Source organism: Metabacillus sp. KJ11-3 (genome assembly GCF_055808295.1).
In genome coordinates this window covers 3,723,436-3,740,427 of record NZ_CM147865.1, presented here as the reverse complement: position 1 = coordinate 3,740,427, position 16,992 = coordinate 3,723,436, and the positions used below count along the sequence as shown (strand labels likewise).

The following is a 16,992-nucleotide window of genomic DNA, read 5'->3' as shown; positions in this document are numbered from 1 at the left end:
AGAATCATGAGGTGAATTCAAGTGAGTAAGAAAAAAATGGGATTACTAGTAATGGCATACGGTACGCCTTATAAAGAGGAGGATATCGAGCGCTATTACACTCATATTAGGCATGGACGTAAACCTGCACCCGAAATGCTTCAGGACTTAAAAGATCGCTATGAAGCTATTGGTGGTATTTCGCCACTAGCTAAGATTACGTTAGAACAAGCAGAGAAGCTTGAACAGCATTTAAATGATAGTCAAGATGAAATTGAATTTAAGATGTATCTTGGTTTAAAGCATATTGAGCCATTTGTCGAGGATGCTGTCAAACAAATGCATGAAGATGGGATTAAAGAAGCGGTAAGTATCGTATTAGCTCCTCATTTCTCTACGTTTAGTGTTAAGTCTTATAATGGACGGGCAAAGGAAGAAGCAGAAAAGCTTGGAGGATTAACGATCACATCTGTTGAAAGCTGGTACACAGAGCCAAAATTTATTTCATATTGGGCAGATCAATTGAAAAAAACATATGGCAGTATGACACAAGAAGAAAAAGACTCAGCAGTGTTAGTCGTCTCTGCACATAGCTTACCTGAAAAAATTATTGCAAATGGTGACCCATATCCACAACAATTAAAGGAAACAGCTGATTTAATTGCGGAAGCAGCAGGAGTTAAAAAGTATGTGACAGGATGGCAAAGTGCCGGTAACACACCTGAACCATGGTTAGGACCGGATGTTCAAGATTTAACAAGAGATTTATATAATGAAGGCTATAAAACATTTGTTTATGTGCCGGTCGGATTTGTAGCAGATCATTTGGAAGTTCTGTACGATAATGATTATGAATGTAAGGTTATCACGGATGAATTAGGAGCGAGCTACTATCGTCCTGAAATGCCAAATGCAAAACCTGAGTTCATTGACTGCCTTGCAACAGTTGTATTAAAACATGTAAATAAATAAGGAAAAGAAGCAGTGAAACAAAGTGTTTTGCTGCTTCTTTTTGTAAGTTGGGGATGTAACAAGTAAAATGGGTGTATGAGTGACAAGGAAGGGGTAACAAGCATGATAAATGAGCAGCTTAACAAGTTGAAAAATGAATGGCTGGAAGAGGTAACAGTTGATGAGATCCAAGAAAAACTTGATCGTCATGAGATCACATCCAGAGAATTAGTCCTCATGTATTTATCAAGAATAGCTGACATCGACCAATCCGGACCGAAATTAAATTCCATTATAGAAGTTAATCCGGATGTCTTACATATTGCTGCTGCACTTGATTATGAACGGAAAACAAAGGGGTCTCGCGGGCCGTTACACGGTATACCAATATTAATTAAAGATAATATTGATACCGCAGATAAAATGCATACAAGTGCAGGATCTCTAGTGTTAGCCAATTCATATGCTAAGGAAGATGCTACTCTAGTAAAGCAGCTGAGAGAGGCTGGAGCTATTATTTTAGGGAAGACGAATCTAACAGAATGGGCAAACTTCATAGCAGAAGACATGCCGTCAGGCTATAGCTCAAGAGGTGGTCAAGTCTTGAATCCGTATGGTGCTTCATTTATCGTTGGAGGCTCCAGCTCGGGTTCCGGAGCAGCCATTGCAGCAAATTTAGCAGTCTTAGCAGTTGGAACAGAAACCTCTGGCTCTATATTAAGTCCTGCCAGTCAAAACTCGCTTGTTGGGATTAAGCCAACAGTGGGACTTATAAGTCGAAAAGGAATTATCCCAATTTCTCATACTCAAGATACGGCAGGACCGATGGCGAGAACAGTAAAAGATGCCACCATCTTACTTAATAGTTTAAGGGGAATAGATCCTTTAGATCCTGCTACACTAAGCAATGAGTTCGTTCATCACGATTTTACACATCATCTAAAAATAGATGGACTATCTGGAAAAAGAATTGGAATTGCACGCAACACCTATTTTGATGAACTAAGTGAGTCACAACGTACCGTAATGAATCAAAGTATTAAGAAATTAGAAGAGCTAGGTGCTACTGTTATTGATTCAATTGATATTCCTTCAACAAATGAAAACTGGGATATAAATGTGATGCTATATGAATTTAAAACCGACCTTCAAGCATATTTAAAAACAATTGACTCAAGTGTTGGAGTCCGTACGTTAACTGATCTGATACAAGCGAATGAACAATTAGGTGAAAAAGCGTTAAAGTATGGACAAAAGGTTTTTCTTGATGCCGATTTGACCAGTGGCCATTTAACCTCCCCCGAATACCTGGAGAGTTTGGAAAAAGATGATTATTTATCTAAAACTAAAGGGATAGATGCTGCAATGAAAGAGCATGAATTAGATGCGCTTGTCTTCCCAAACGCTAATGGTGAGATGATTCCGTCAAAAGCGGGTTACCCATCGATTACTGTGCCTGCTGGGTATACGAATGAAGGGGAACCTGTAGGAATTACTTTTACAGCGAAGGCTTATATGGAACCGACCTTAATAGAAATAGCTTATTCGTTTGAACAAGGAACAAAACATCGGGTAGCTCCATTTAAAATATAAAGAGGCTGGGACAATACTAAAATGTTCATTACTAATGACAATATTTTGGTTAGAAAAAATCCGAACTAATTCAACATTCTAATCGTAGAATCATGAATTGTAGTTCGGATTTTTCTTTGGATAAAATACTTTTGTCCCAGCCTCTTTTATATGTAAGGGGTTGTAAAAGATTACATATTCTATGAAACCTATTACAAACTTGTTCCGTATAATATATAAAGAAGAATTCATCTATAGAATTTAATATAGAGGGGGAAGAGAATCAAATGATTGATATACTTTATATCGTGATCTTTCTTATAGGTATTGGATATTTAATTCAATATCGATTAAATATTAAAAAGGCTGCAGAAATGTCTCATGATGCTCTTTTTCCAAAAAGGCAAACAGATTTTCAACATATTCTGATTCCGAATGAATGGAAAGAGATGGAGCCCTTATCGAAGAATACAAAAACGTATCAATATGTGAAGTGGGGAACATTCTTTGCGTTACTACTACTATTCATTCTTCTAATTATGGTCCTTACAACAGACTGGTTAAAGTCATCCTTCATTAGCTCTGCCTATCTATTTTTTATTCTCATCAGCGCGGTAAAACATAAAAGTTGTTTCTATGTTTTAGCAAATGGAATCATTTTAGATGGCAGGTATTATGCTACTCAACAAATTCAATCCTATAAAACAGAAAAAATCATTCGATGGCACGAGCTATATGGATATAGCACAAGAGTTGATAACGGTTACAAACTTTCGGTGAAAGTAAAAGGTACACTCTTTTTCACAACAAAATATGTTGTGATAGAAAATCAGGAACAAGTAAACAAAATCCAAAGTCTTTTTGATGAACAAGGTGTTGCAAAAGTTGCCTGATTTTTCTCCTTGTAAAAAAGAGAAAGGCATGTTATATTACATAAATAACAACTGACTGATTTGTTCATTTGGTCAATATTCTTCAGGAGTGAAACCTATGAGCGTCGATCGTAAGAAGCAAATATTAGAAGCTGCTACAAAATCTTTTGCGCAATTTGGTTATAAAGGTACGACAATGGATCTTGTATCAAAACTCGCTAATGTTGGAAAAGGTACCATTTATACTTTCTATAAAAATAAAGAGGATTTATTTTCAGAAATCATTGATCATCTATTGCTTGATATGAAAATAGTCGCAGATGAAGCCTTTGATTCACAACGTCCGTTTGTAGACAGTGTGCATCAAGCATTATATAGTATTCTGGAATTTCGGAAAACCCACCATCTAACAATTAAAATATTTCAGGAAAGCCAAGAAATGGGGACACCGACAGTGAATGAAGGTGTGCAAAAAGTCGAAGAAATGGTATTACAATATATAAAACAAAAAATTATTGATGCAATCAATCGTAACGAACTAAAACAATGTGACCCGGAACTGACTGCTTTTATCATTCTTAAATTATATATTTCACTTATTTTTGATTGGGAAAAGCACCATGAACCATTAGAAAAAGGAAAAATTGCTGAGATCTTTGAAGGTTACTTATTAAAGGGATTGTCTATAAGATAATCCTCTTATTTAGGTAAAAAGTGACCAGATGGATAAAATGGTCATTAAGTATTAGAAATTATATCGACATGTCAATCTTTTGAGAGTTTGTCACATAGGAGGGAATAGAGCATGTCATTATTGAAAGAAGAATGGAAGTCATTATTTAAAAATAAAAAAGTGCTTATTGCTGTTATTGGGGTTTTATTTATTCCTTTAATGTATAGTGGTGGTTACCTAAGTGCTTTTTGGGATCCGTACGGAAACCTCGACCAGCTTCCGGTTGCTGTTGTTAATCAGGACACTGGTACAACATTTGAAGATGAAAAGCTTGATGTTGGCGGGGAACTTATAGACAACTTAAAAGAAAACAATAAGTTTGATTGGCAGTTTGTTGGTAGTGAGGAAGCAGAAAAAGGACTTCAGAGCCACGATTACTATATGGTCATCGAGATACCTGAAGATTTTTCGAAAAATGCAACTACTCTACTAGATGATAAACCAAAGCAACTCGGACTAACGTTTACCACAAATAAAGGCTATAACTTTATCTCAGGCCAAATTGGGGATAGTGCAATTGAGAAAATAAAAGAAGAAGTAGCAAATTCTTTAACGAAAACATATGCAGAAAACTTATTTGACAGTATGGAATTAATGGCCGAGGGAATAAGTGATGCGAGTGATGGAGCCACAAAAATAGATGACGGTGTACTAGATCTTCAAGAAGGATCTCAGTCCTTAGATGAAAATCTACATGAACTTGTGTCAAAATCAATTATCTTTAAAGAAGGTCTTAATGAAGCTTCAAATGGTTCAACTCAATTGTCAGATGGACTATCTACCTTAAACAGTGGGCTCTCGGCTATGCAACAAGGACAGAGAGAGCTTTATGACGGTGCTGTTCAAACCGAAGATGGAACAGGAAACTTGGTGCAAGGCCTAGATAAGTCACTCAATGGAATGGAGGAACTTCAGGCAGCTTTACCACAACTAACTGAAGGGACAAATCAATTAAATGAAAATGTCCCTCAATTAGTTGCAGGAACGAAACAGCTTGCTGAAGGAAATGTTGCAGCGAGTGAAGGTGCTGACTCTTTATCGCAAAATATTTCAACACTAACTGAAACAGTGAATCAGTTGGCTGCAACGTTAGAAACGGTCCCATTAGAAGAACAACAACAAAAACAACTACTTGCTCTTGTAGAAGCACTAAATCGTATAGATGATGGCGGGAAGCAACTAGCGACAAATCTACATCAGCTTTCAGATGGAGCAAATAGCTTATATGCAAATGTTGAGCAACTACCTGAAAATACGAGTAAGCTTCATGAAGGAACTGCATCTGTGGAAAATGCTGTGCAACAGTTAACATCAGGGCAGGAAGAACTTTATAATGGAGCAGTTCAAATAAATGACGCTCAATCACAAGTAAGCCAAGGATTAAAAACATTCGGCGAAAAAATCGGAGAAGTGAAAACCGGTGTAGAGCAATTAGAGAATGGCGGGAAAGTATTAGATAACGGAATTCATGAATTAGCAAGCGGTTCTGTTGCGTTGGAGGATGGAACTAGTAAACTTGCAGATGGGGCAACTGCATTAAATAATGGGGTATCGGAACTTTCTGAAGGGACAAATGAACTTTCAAGCAAATTAAGTGATGCAACGGCAGACACAAAAGATGCAAAAGGTTCTGATGATCAATATGAAATGGTGGCAGATCCCGTTCATCTTGAAACGAAAGAGCTTAATAAAGTTTCTAATTATGGAACAGGTCTTGCACCTTACTTTTTATCATTAGCATTATTTGTTGGTTCCTTACTTGTTACAGTTGTTTTTCCATTGCGGGAAACAACAGGAATACCGAAATCAGGAATCTCGTTATTTGCTAGTAAATTTAGTGTGTTGTGTATTGTGGCCATTGTCCAATCAATTCTTGCAGATGTTGTCTTATTATATGGATTAGGACTTGAAGTTAAAAGTGTTGGTTACTTTATGCTGTTTAGTATCATAACAAGCTTAACGTTTATGGCAATCGTGCAGTTTTTAGTGACAACAATGGATAATCCGGGAAGATTTATTGCCATTATTGTGTTAATACTTCAATTAACAACAAGTGCAGGTACTTTCCCAATTGAGTTGCTTCCTGAGATTTTCCAAAAAATCAACCACTGGTTACCAATGACATATTCTGTAGAAGGATTTAGATCCATTATTTCGATCGGAGACTTTGGATCCATGTGGAATCAAGTGTATAAACTTGCTGGGATGATGTTGGTCATGATGCTTGGTACGATTGTTTACTTTTCGAGAAAAGTGAAAAAAGATCTATAAATGCTTAAAGTAAGAACTGATCCAAGTAGGGTCAGTTCTTTTTTTGAGGTATTGTTAGTTCTTATGACATATAAAATTAGAAAAACATCTATTTTTTTTCTGAAAATTCCCCCTTTTTACCTAAAATGTTATAAAATATACCATTATACGACATATTTTGTAACTGAGGAGGTAAAGAATGGATACAATACAACTTAATGTAAATGTATTATGGATGGTTGTCGCAACTTTTTTAGTCTTTTTTATGCAAGCTGGCTTCACTTTATTAGAAGCAGGATTGGTCCGGGCAAAAAACTCAATTAATGTGGCAATGAAGAATGTGATTGATTTATTAATTACAACAGTCGTGTTTTCCTTAATTGGTTTTGCTTTTATGTTTGGTTCATCATCTACCGGATGGATCGGCTTGGATGGTTTCTTATTTCAAGGACTTGAGGAAGATCCATCTAATTGGGCGTTTTTATTATTCCAAATTGTCTTTGCAGGAACTGCTGCAACCATTGTATCCGGGGCTATTGCTGAACGAGTTAAGTTTAGTGCATATATTATCGGTACAATTATGATTAGTGCCCTTATTTATCCGATTTTTGGACATTGGGCTTGGGGCAGCTTATGGAATGGTGAGAGCCAAGGGTGGTTGGAAGCTTTAGGTTTTATGGATTTTGCCGGATCAACGGTCGTTCATTCGATCGGAGGCTGGGTTGCTCTGGCTGCTGCCATTATTGTGGGTCCCCGTATTGGAAAGTATTCATCAGATGGAACAAGCCGTAAATTTGCAATGTCTAATGCTGTCTTAGCTGTAACAGGGGTGTTTATCTTATGGCTGGGATGGTTTGGATTTAATGCAGGATCAACAGGAGTGGCAGATATTCACATTGCATTAATTTCATTGAATACACATTTTGGAGCAGTAAGTGGCGGATTAACAGCAATGATAGTAAGCTGGTTCCTGGATAAAAGACCACAGGTAGAGGATATCTTAAATGGAATATTAGGAGGACTTGTTGCGGTAACAGCTGGAGCGAATGTGTTAACACCTGAAACAGCTTTGCTTATCGGAGCAATAGGCGGAACGATTGTTGTTTTTTCTTTAAGAATCATTGAAACAGTATTTAAAGTGGATGATGCAGTTGGGGCAATAGCAGTTCATGGAGTATGTGGTGCATGGGGGACAATTGGACTTGCCCTTTTTGCTCCGGTAGAGAATCTTGTGCTTCAATCGAGATTAGAGCAGATAGGTGTCCAAGCTTTAGGAGCGGGAACAGCATTCGTCTGGGCATTCGGAATGGGGCTATTAATCTATGGGATAATGAAATTCACAATGAATATTAGAGTAGAGAAGCATGAGGAGGAAGCTGGGCTAAATGTAAGTGAACACGGTGCATCTATTTCGGTTTTAGATACAATTGTTGCGATGAATGAAATTGCAGCAGCAAAAGGAGATTTGACAAAAAAGATCAAGTATGAGCCAGGAGAAGACATGGCTGAGCTCAATAAAGCGTTTAACACAGTGCTTTCCACATTAAACGATCTTGTACACCAAGTAAAAACACAAACATCACATGTTCTTGATACAACAGTGAATGTATTGTCTTTAAGTGAAGATTCGAAGAAAAGTGCATCACAGCAAATGACAGAAATTGAAGAAACATATACGTATGTATCAAAATCAGAAAAGTGGCTTGAACAGGAGATTGAAGTGGAAAATCAAGTGATTGCAGAAATACAACAGGCTTTTTCTTCAATAGAGCAAATAGGTCATCAATTGGGCTGGATTCAAAAAGAAATGACAGACATATCAAGCTTTGTTCGAGATGTTGGTGAATTAAATCATGATGTTAATCATAAACTGACCGTTTTTCATGATAATGTGTCCAAAATTACCAATTATGCAAAAGAAAGTGAACAAATGGTTAACTTGATTACAGAGGTTTCCGAACAAATAAATTTACTGTCGCTTAATGCCAGTATTGAAGCTGCAAGAGCCGGGGAATCTGGTAGAGGCTTTACAGTTGTTGCAAATGAGATTAAAAAGCTTGCAAATAAATCCAAAGACTCAACAGCAGATATTAGGGACATGATTCATCGTACAGCACAAGAAACGACAGCAGGGTTCTCTGAGGTGATCGAATTATCCCGAAAAATTGAGCTATTAAGCGACCAATTAGTAAAAATGCCGAAAAGATTTCATACGATTGATGAAAAGGTCAATCAGGTTAATCACTTTATGAATGATTTTCTCATTACGTTGGAACGCGTAAATCGTGATACGGTCACGATTCAAGGTAGACGATATGAACAGCAAGATAGTTTTAAAGAAATGACAGGCCGGATGGAGAAAGTCTTTCAAAATATGAAAACTAATCTTGACCTAAATCTTGATATGGTAGAGAAAATTAACATGATGAAACAACAAAATGAACAATTGCATAGGTCTGTTAAACAATTTGTTACTGCAGATATAGGATAAAAGATAGTAGGAGCAGTTTTCTATAAATTGCTCCTATTAAAACGTAACCCTGTAGGTAAAATAAACACTTTTTGTAAAAAAAGATTGAATTATAGATAATATTTTCATATAATCATAATTGAAAACGTTTCCAAGGTCAAGCAAGGTGGGCAACATAGAGCCTGTGGGGAGGGAGTAATTTGTCTACCATTGAAGATGTCGCGAAGCTGGCAGGATTATCAAGAACAACTGTATCCAGAGTATTAAATGATCACCCATATGTTTCAGATGAAAAAAAGGAGCTTGTGCAGAAGGCAATGGAACAATTGGGGTATGTTCCTAATTCTGCCGCAAGAAGCTTAAGAAATCAAAAGACAGGAATTATTGCTGTATTAATACCGAAAATATCCACACCTTTTTTCAGTCAATTAATAGAGTTACTGGAAATGAAAGCATCATCAAAAGGATATCAATTGATTATTTGTCAAACTCAATTCTCAAAACAAAAAGAATGCCGGTACTTGAATCTATTAAAAACCAAACAAGTCGATGGTGTCATTATGACAGCTGTTGAAAATGATTGGTCTGTGATTGATTCATATTTAAATTACGGTCCCATTGTTCTTTGTAATGAGAAAATAGAGAACGCAAATATTCCAATGGTGTATGTCAATCAAGCGCAAAGCGGCTATCTGGTAGCAAAGCACTTGATTGAAAGGGGACATACACATATTGCTTATTGTTCAAACGGGGTAAAAAGCGAAGGAATGAGAGCTAGAATTAAGGGGTTTCAATCTGCTTTAAAAGAGGTAAATATACATTCTTATGAAAAATTTCATTTTGATAAAGTTTCAACAGTTGAAGATGGTAAGCAGATCTTTCGAAAATTAGCTTGTATGAAGGTATCACCGACAGCAGTTTTTGCTGGAGGAGATGCCGTTGCAGCTGGCATTATTTCAGAGGCACAAAAGGCTGGTTGGAGAATACCGGAGGATTTAGCTGTAGTCGGCTATGATAATATGGAGATTACCAAACTCGTAGATCCAATGATTACCACAGTCATACAGCCTGTTGATGCTATGGCCGAAAAATCAATAGATGTTATGTGTGAAAAAATACATAGAAAGCAATTCCGTACTTTTGAGAATCATGAATTCATTTCTAAGCTGGCATATCGGGGTTCATCTACAAGTAGAGATCATTTAGTCGCGACATCATAAAAATAAGAAGGTTGGCCTAATGGCCAACCTTCTTATTTTTATTGATATATTTATGTTCTTGTAATATATCAATATTGCATTTTAATATCTGTTATCTAACAGTATAGACGTAAAAAAGATTAAAGATCTGTTACGTGTAAGCACTCATTACAAGTATTTCCATAACACTCATGCTGTTCTTCAATTTCGCCTCCACACTCTTTACACTGTTTTTTTGGTAAATTTCTGAAAAATTCTGTTATTTTCACCATCATTTGGATCCCCTCCGTTTGATTTGTTACACATATTGTATTATAACAGTTCGAGTGATGTCAACATCTGTTTTGTAACAATTATCGAAAGATTTATGTAAAAGCTAATTTTTACAAAATTAGGTGTTTGCCATTTGTTCAAGAATGTTAAAACGATTCAGAAGAGGTTATAATGTTCATGGTGAGAAATTGAGAAAGGGTTGAGTGGCTAGTGAAAGTAACGGTGATAGGGTTTTGGGGCGGCTTTCCAAACGCAGGAGAAGCAACCTCAGGCTATTTATTCGAATCAAACGGTTTTCGGTTATTGATTGATTGCGGCAGTGCGGTTTTGTCAAAATTGCAACAAACCATTACAATAGATCAACTGGATGCAGTTGTATTATCACATTATCATCATGATCATGTAGCAGATATAGGTCCCTTACAATATGGCTGTTATGTTACAGGATTGATTCATAATAAGAAAAAAACATTGCCTATTTATGGGCATGATTTAGATCAAGCAGCTTTTCAAAAACTGACATATAAAAATGCAACGATTGGTGTCGTATACAGGGAAACAGAGGTGTTGGAAATCGGACCATTTTCTATTACGTTTTTAAGTACCACTCATCCGGCACCATGTTTTGCTATGAAAATCACTGATCACGTATCAACTGTCATATATACTGCCGATACAAGTTACCAGGACAATTTCATCCCATTTTCGTCAAATGCCGATCTCCTCATCTCAGAGTGCAGTTTATACTCTCATCAAGATGGAAAAAGTGCAGGTCATATGAACAGCGCTGAAGTGGGACAGCTTGCACATAAAGCAAAGGTAAAGCAGTTATTGTTAACACATCTTCCTCATTTCGGCAATCATGCAGATTTAGCAGCACAGGCAAATGAGCAATATACAGGAAAAATAAGTCTGGCAAGTACAGGATTTGTTTGGAGTTCAGAGGATTAACGTGGTAGGTTCATCTCCTGTTCATGGAATGAACCTTTTCTTATTAGATTAATCCATACAGGTGTTGTTACCAGTTTACAAAGGAACAAATCAAATGGTGGCAGATTGTTAGGTGTTTACAATTTTTAACTTCATTATGAATGGTCTTTACTTTTGGAAGCGTTTTCAATTATAATTAAATTAGGTGGGATGGCACGAGTGGGACCGATATATATTGGTCTTATGATGAAGAAATTAAGCCTTTTGGTCTTTGATTTATATGCCCTATATCCTGACAATTAACATGCTTTTACGAAGTGTATAGATAAAATTCAAGGAGTTGAGTTTGATGAAAAAGTTTTCGACCGATACATCCCGACACCTTGTAAGAAATGATGCCGACTATGCTGCGATGGTGTTAGATAAAGCAATTCAAGATTTCCGTTTGGATCGAATTCTTAAGGAAATTGATCAATCCTTGGAGAGTAGAAATAAAGAGGAATTCTTGCGATTAACTGAGGAACTAAAGCTGATACGCAAGCGAAGTTTTATTCAATAAAGTAGCACAATGGCGTTTATAAGAGTTCGAAAGAAATTGATTGTTTCCTTTTTAGTGTATAAGAGAATAATAGTTTGGGAATAATATAGTTAGTGATGACAAAAGGAGGAAAGTGATAATGGAAAAAAACATGTCTTATCTGATTTCGTTAATGGAGATCAATTCGAATTAAATTCTTACTTAACTTATTTATTCGATAAATTTAATGGGGATAGGAATCATTCGGAAGATAAACGTATAAAACAATCGATTAACTAAGTGAAGGGATAATGAAGTGATGAGCAATAAAATTATATAAGCGAGCTTGTCTATTCTAATCAGAATAGCGAGGTCGCTTTTTGTTAGTTTTAATTTTTAAAACGGGGAAAAGGAGCTACAATTAAGTGGATGAAGGGGAAACTAAAAATAATTTGTCCAAGGCAGACCACTTACATGCGCTTTTGTTGATATGAAATCAATCTCAGTCATTGTGAAATCTTCCTCCATTCAATATAATGGAAGTAGAATGTTTTTCTGGAGGTAACTCATCATGAGCAAAGGGGTTCTTTATACCAATAGAAAAAAAGTTTCTATCAGATAAGTGAATGACTATTCATTCATTTTTAAAAAGGGGTGGGAGAATGAATTTATCTTTACGGTTGTCTGAAACTGTCAAAGAACATGGATCAAAGCCGGCTTTTATTTTTGATGGAACAGAAACAACATATTTGCAACTTGAAGGAGCAATCAATCAATTTGCAAGCAGCTTAAAGGAGATGGGAGTTAACAAGGGGGATCATGTCGCGATTGTATTAGGAAATTCTCCATACTTTGTCATTTCACTGTATGGTGCATTACGTGCAGGTGCAACCGTTATTCCGGTTAACCCAATTTATACACCTGATGAAATTGCCTATATCTTGAACAATGGTGATGTAAAAGCAGCTGTTATAGTGGATTTACTTTTGCCGTTGTTTGAGAAGATGGAAAGTGTGCTACCGAAGCTTGAACACATCATTACTTGTGATACACCGCCAACTTTAGACAAAAAGGAAATAGATATCACAAAGCTTTCGATTTACATAAAATTGAAAGGGTTTACAAAGATGATTTCGACAGGCAGCACTCAATTTGAAGGTCCCGAACTTGATGAAGAAGATGTTGCTGTTATTTTATATACGTCCGGAACAACCGGTAAACCAAAAGGTGCGATGTTAACGCATAAAAACCTATATTGTAATGCCGTGGATACAGCTAATTATTTAAAAATGAACAAAGAAGATGTGATTGTAACGGTTCTTCCGATGTTTCATGTTTTTTGTCTGACTGTTGCGTTAAATGCACCACTTATGAACGGGGCAACTTTGCTTATCGTACCTAGGTTTAGTCCTGACACTGTTTTTAATCTTGTTAAGACGTATCAAGCAACTGTTTTCGCCGGAGTTCCTACCATGTATAACTTTTTACTTCAATATGATAAAGCTCAACCAGAAGACTTAAAATCATTACGTATGTGTGTTTCGGGCGGTGCTTCAATGCCAGTTGCTTTATTAAAAGGATTTGAACAAAAGTTTAAGGTGATTCTATCAGAAGGATATGGTCTTTCAGAAGCTTCACCGGTTACATGCTTCAACCCTCTTGATCGTCCACGAAAACCAGGCTCAATTGGGACAAATATTATGAATGTAGAAAATAAAGTTGTGAATGAATTAGGCGAAGAATTACCACCTAATCAAGTAGGAGAATTAATTGTTAAAGGCCCTAATGTTATGAAAGGATATTATAAAATGCCTGAAGAAACAGCCTTTACTCTAAAGAATGGCTGGCTATATACAGGTGATCTTGCCAGAAGAGATGAAGAAGGTTATTTTTATATTGTTGATCGAAAAAAAGATATGATCATTGTTGGCGGTTATAACGTATACCCGCGCGAGGTAGAAGAGGTATTATATAATCACGAAGATGTTGTTGAGGTTGCAGTATTAGGAGTACCTGATCCAAACTTTGGTGAAGCAGTAAAATGCTTTGTTGTTGTGAAAAATAAAACAATAACAGCTGAAGAGCTTATGGAATACTGCCAACAGCATTTAGCTAAGTATAAAATACCTAGTTCGATTGAGTTTTTAGAAGAACTTCCTAAAAATACAACCGGGAAAATTTTAAGAAGAGCACTGAAAGATCAAATTTTACAAAAATAGTATTTTAAAAGAATGTAATCATACCTTACAATGTTTGCAGAAAAACACAGTTATCTTTGGGATAGCTGTGTTTTTTGTTGATATGAAAGGATTTTTGCTAGATTGTATAGAAAAAAATAAGCAAAGTTTTCAAAATATATTGAACTATTTGATTTCTCCTGTATAATTTAATCAATGAAAGCATAAAAGCATAAAAGAGATTTAAAGGGACTAAAGGGGGATTATATAGTATGAAAATAGGTTGGAAAATCGGTACAGGAATGATGCTAGCTAGCTTTTTAGCACTAGCTGGCTGTGGAAGCAGTGAAAATTCATCTGGCAGCACAGGTGAAGGGAGCTCTGATTCTGGAAGCTCAGAAAAAACATATAAAATAGGTGTAAACCAAATTGTCGAGCATCCATCATTAGATTCAGCATTGGAAGGCTTTCAAGCTGCTTTAAAAGAAAAAGGGCTGGAAGTTGAGTATGACGTACAAATTGCTCAGGGAGACCAAAATAACAGCCAAACAATCGCGACAAATTTTGCGGGAGACAATGTTGATTTAATTTTTGCCAACTCTACACCAAGTGCACAAAGTGCATTGAATGCAACACAAGATATACCGATTGTGTTTACATCTGTTACAGATCCTATCGGCGGAGGACTTGTGAAAAGCTTTGAAGAGCCTGGTGCAAATATAACCGGAACAACAGATACTCACCCTGATGCGATTCCAAATACAGTGAAGTTTATTGCAGATAATATTGAAGGAACAAAGGTAGGAATGATTTATAACTCAGGAGAGCAAAACTCTGTGGCACAAATTGATTTAGTTAAGAAAGCAATGGAAGGGACAGACTTAGAAGTCGTTGAAGCATCTGTTTCTACCTCTGCAGAAGTAAAGCAGGCAGCAGAATCATTAGTAGGGAAAGTCGATTCTTTATACGTGATTACTGACAATACGGTTGTTTCAGCGTTAGAAAGTGTTATTGGTGTTGCTAGCGATAATGATATTCCGCTATTTGTAGGTGAATTGGATTCTGTAAAACGCGGCGGCTTTGCAGCTTACGGATTCGATTACTATGATATCGGCTTTGAAGCAGGAGAAATGGCAGCAAGCATTTTAACTGGTGAGAAGGAAGTAAGTGAAGTTCCAGTCCAATATCCGCAAAATCTAAAACTTCAAATCAATGCAAAAGCAGCTGAAGATATGGGAATTGAAATAAAAGAAGAATGGAAAAAAGAAGCAGAAATTCTTGAATAAAGGTGAGGAATTATGTTTACAGCCCTATTTGGATCAGTAGAGTCAGGCTTAATTTATGCGATTATGGCTCTTGGAGTATACCTATCATTTCGAATACTAGATTTTCCGGATTTAACAGTCGACGGCAGCTTTGTTACAGGTGCAGCTGTGAGTGCAGTGTTAATTGTGAATGGTGTGAATCCTTTCGTAGCCACGTTAGTCGCATTACTAGTAGGCTTTTTGGCTGGCTGTATCACAGGGGTTTTGCATACGAAAGGAAACATTAACCCGCTTCTATCCGGTATCTTAATGATGATTGCCTTGTATTCTATTAACCTTCGAATTATGGGTAAATCGAATGTCCCGCTATTACAAGAGGAAACAGTTTTTACTCAATTACTTGATTGGTGGAGCAAGCTTGGAATAGACACTGGTCTAGAGAAGCTCTTCATTTCAATTGGTTTGGAAGGCTATGTACCGAAAACCTGGTCAGTTGTGATCACAATGCTGATTATTATTCTAGTTATTAAATTTGCATTGGACTATTTCTTGAAAACAGAGCTTGGACTTGCAATTAGAGCTGTTGGTGATAACCAAAATATGATCACAAGCTTTTCAGCAAATACAGATATGTTAAAGATTGTTGGATTAGGTCTTTCAAATGCACTTGTGGCATTTTCCGGTGCCTTTATTGCCCAATACAATGGATTTAGTGATGTAGGTATGGGAATTGGGATGATCATCATCGGGTTAGCCTCAGTTATTATCGGGGAAGCATTAGTCGGAACAAAAACGATCATTCGTGCTACGGTTGCGGTCATTATCGGAGCGATTATCTATCGCCTAATTGTTGCGATGGCCCTTCGAGTTAATTTCTTTGAAACAGGTGATATGAAGCTTATTACAGCATGTATTGTTATTGGAGCCCTTGTTATCCCGCAAATGGTTGATAAGCAAAAGGATAAACGGAAAAAAGCTTACGCAGAAAGCGGGGGAATGATATTGCTTCAGCTAGAGCAAATATTTAAAGTGTTTAATGAAGGTTCATTAGATGAAAAAATAGCCCTTGACCATCTTTCTTTATCATTAAATGAAGGGGACTTCGTTACAGTTATCGGCAGTAACGGAGCCGGAAAATCAACACTTCTAAATGTGATTGCCGGACGAATAACTCCTGATGATGGAGATGTACGCATAAAGAATCAATCAATGCTTGATGTCAGGGAGTTTAAACGGTCACGGTATATCGGCCGGGTGTTCCAGGACCCTATGGCTGGAACATCTCCAACACTGACAATTGAAGAAAACTTAGCGATCGCTTATTCGCGTGTTCACAAGAGAACATTAAGACCAGGTGTAACAGCAAAAAGACGAGTGTTCTTCAAAGAACAGTTAGAGATGCTGGGATTAGGCCTTGAAAACCGTTTATCCGCTAAAGTTGGTTTGTTATCCGGAGGAGAACGCCAGGCTTTATCGCTATTAATGGCTACTTTTACAAAGCCTGATATCCTTTTACTGGACGAACACACAGCTGCCCTTGATCCTTCACGTGCAGAGCTGATTACCAACTTAACAAAAAAACTTGTTGAAAAAGGGAATTTAACAACGTTAATGATTACACATAATATGCAACAAGCTGTTGATCTTGGAAATCGCTTAATCATGATGGATAAAGGAAACATTGTGTTCCAGGCAGAAGGAGACCAAAAGCAAGGCTTAACGGTGAGCAGTTTACTTGAGGAATTTTCAAAAATAAAATCAGATAGTTCTTTATCAGATAAGGCGCTATTAATTTAAAAGGTAC

At 36.8% G+C, this 16,992-nt stretch carries 13 protein-coding genes and 1 pseudogene; 13 read left to right on the top strand and 1 reads right to left on the bottom strand.

Features of this window, described 5'->3' with window-relative positions; genetic code table 11:
* Positions 1 to 21 precede the first annotated feature (21 nt).
* From hemH to AC0L8O_RS18540, 7 genes are all read left to right on the top strand, one after another.
* Entirely contained in the window at positions 22 to 951 is a 930-nt protein-coding gene (gene hemH / locus AC0L8O_RS18570; protein ID WP_473444413.1) for a ferrochelatase, read from the top strand.
* Positions 952 to 1,053: 102 nt separating this feature from the next.
* A complete protein-coding gene (locus tag AC0L8O_RS18565) occupies positions 1,054 to 2,523 on the top strand; it encodes an amidase family protein (protein WP_473444411.1) in 1,470 nt (489 codons plus the stop codon).
* Between the two features lie 266 nt (positions 2,524 to 2,789).
* The gene (locus tag AC0L8O_RS18560) at positions 2,790 to 3,395 is read left to right on the top strand and encodes a hypothetical protein (protein WP_473444409.1); all 606 of its coding nucleotides are present in this window, start codon (positions 2,790 to 2,792) and stop codon (positions 3,393 to 3,395) included.
* A gap of 97 nt (positions 3,396 to 3,492) precedes the next feature.
* Positions 3,493 to 4,068 (top strand): TetR/AcrR family transcriptional regulator, encoded by a 576-nt coding sequence (locus tag AC0L8O_RS18555; RefSeq protein ID WP_026560296.1) that lies wholly within the window; start codon positions 3,493 to 3,495, stop codon positions 4,066 to 4,068.
* A 111-nt stretch (positions 4,069 to 4,179) separates the two neighbouring features.
* Positions 4,180 to 6,378 (top strand): YhgE/Pip family protein, encoded by a 2,199-nt coding sequence (locus AC0L8O_RS18550; RefSeq protein ID WP_473444407.1) that lies wholly within the window; start codon positions 4,180 to 4,182, stop codon positions 6,376 to 6,378.
* A gap of 178 nt (positions 6,379 to 6,556) precedes the next feature.
* The gene (amt, locus tag AC0L8O_RS18545; RefSeq protein ID WP_473444406.1) at positions 6,557 to 8,848 is read left to right on the top strand and encodes an ammonium transporter; all 2,292 of its coding nucleotides are present in this window, start codon (positions 6,557 to 6,559) and stop codon (positions 8,846 to 8,848) included.
* 179 nt (positions 8,849 to 9,027) lie between these two features.
* Entirely contained in the window at positions 9,028 to 10,047 is a 1,020-nt protein-coding gene (locus AC0L8O_RS18540; protein WP_473444404.1) for a LacI family DNA-binding transcriptional regulator, read from the top strand.
* Between the two features lie 119 nt (positions 10,048 to 10,166).
* Here the strand turns inward: AC0L8O_RS18540 and yhfH are convergent, their stop codons facing one another.
* The gene (yhfH, locus tag AC0L8O_RS18535) at positions 10,167 to 10,301 is read right to left on the bottom strand and encodes a protein YhfH (protein WP_473444403.1); all 135 of its coding nucleotides are present in this window, start codon (positions 10,299 to 10,301) and stop codon (positions 10,167 to 10,169) included.
* A 208-nt stretch (positions 10,302 to 10,509) separates the two neighbouring features.
* On the opposite strand from yhfH, the gene AC0L8O_RS18530 reads away from it, so the two are divergent.
* From AC0L8O_RS18530 to AC0L8O_RS18505, 6 genes and pseudogenes are all read left to right on the top strand, one after another.
* Positions 10,510 to 11,250 (top strand): MBL fold metallo-hydrolase, encoded by a 741-nt coding sequence (locus tag AC0L8O_RS18530; protein WP_473444401.1) that lies wholly within the window; start codon positions 10,510 to 10,512, stop codon positions 11,248 to 11,250.
* Between the two features lie 328 nt (positions 11,251 to 11,578).
* On the top strand, positions 11,579 to 11,788 hold the full coding sequence (locus AC0L8O_RS18525) for an IDEAL domain-containing protein (protein ID WP_473444399.1): 210 nt from the start codon (positions 11,579 to 11,581) through the stop codon (positions 11,786 to 11,788).
* Between the two features lie 620 nt (positions 11,789 to 12,408).
* Positions 12,409 to 13,965, top strand: coding sequence for a fatty acid--CoA ligase family protein (locus tag AC0L8O_RS18520; RefSeq protein WP_473444397.1), 1,557 nt, complete (start codon positions 12,409 to 12,411; stop codon positions 13,963 to 13,965).
* 230 nt (positions 13,966 to 14,195) lie between these two features.
* Positions 14,196 to 15,209, top strand: a complete 1,014-nt coding sequence (locus AC0L8O_RS18515) for an ABC transporter substrate-binding protein (RefSeq protein WP_473444395.1) — start codon at positions 14,196 to 14,198, stop codon at positions 15,207 to 15,209.
* 12 nt (positions 15,210 to 15,221) lie between these two features.
* A pseudogene (locus AC0L8O_RS18510) lies at positions 15,222 to 16,163 on the top strand (ABC transporter permease); the annotation flags it as partial.
* Between the two features lie 21 nt (positions 16,164 to 16,184).
* Complete coding sequence (locus AC0L8O_RS18505; RefSeq protein WP_473449015.1) at positions 16,185 to 16,985, top strand: ABC transporter ATP-binding protein; 801 nt, start codon at positions 16,185 to 16,187, stop codon at positions 16,983 to 16,985.
* The last annotated feature ends 7 nt before the right edge of the window (positions 16,986 to 16,992 follow it).

Excerpts from the sequence above, each read along its gene's own strand:
- AC0L8O_RS18565 (WP_473444411.1), top strand. The coding sequence starts at position 1,054 with ATGATAAATGAGCAGCTTAACAAGTTGAAAAATGAATGGCTGGAAGAG.
- AC0L8O_RS18560 (WP_473444409.1), top strand. The coding sequence starts at position 2,790 with ATGATTGATATACTTTATATCGTGATCTTTCTTATAGGTATTGGATAT.
- AC0L8O_RS18555 (WP_026560296.1), top strand. The coding sequence starts at position 3,493 with ATGAGCGTCGATCGTAAGAAGCAAATATTAGAAGCTGCTACAAAATCT.
- AC0L8O_RS18550 (WP_473444407.1), top strand. The coding sequence starts at position 4,180 with ATGTCATTATTGAAAGAAGAATGGAAGTCATTATTTAAAAATAAAAAA.
- amt (WP_473444406.1), top strand. The coding sequence starts at position 6,557 with ATGGATACAATACAACTTAATGTAAATGTATTATGGATGGTTGTCGCA.
- yhfH (WP_473444403.1), bottom strand. The coding sequence starts at position 10,301 with ATGATGGTGAAAATAACAGAATTTTTCAGAAATTTACCAAAAAAACAG.
- AC0L8O_RS18525 (WP_473444399.1), top strand. The coding sequence starts at position 11,579 with ATGAAAAAGTTTTCGACCGATACATCCCGACACCTTGTAAGAAATGAT.
- AC0L8O_RS18520 (WP_473444397.1), top strand. The coding sequence starts at position 12,409 with ATGAATTTATCTTTACGGTTGTCTGAAACTGTCAAAGAACATGGATCA.
- AC0L8O_RS18515 (WP_473444395.1), top strand. The coding sequence starts at position 14,196 with ATGAAAATAGGTTGGAAAATCGGTACAGGAATGATGCTAGCTAGCTTT.
- AC0L8O_RS18505 (WP_473449015.1), top strand. The coding sequence starts at position 16,185 with ATGATATTGCTTCAGCTAGAGCAAATATTTAAAGTGTTTAATGAAGGT.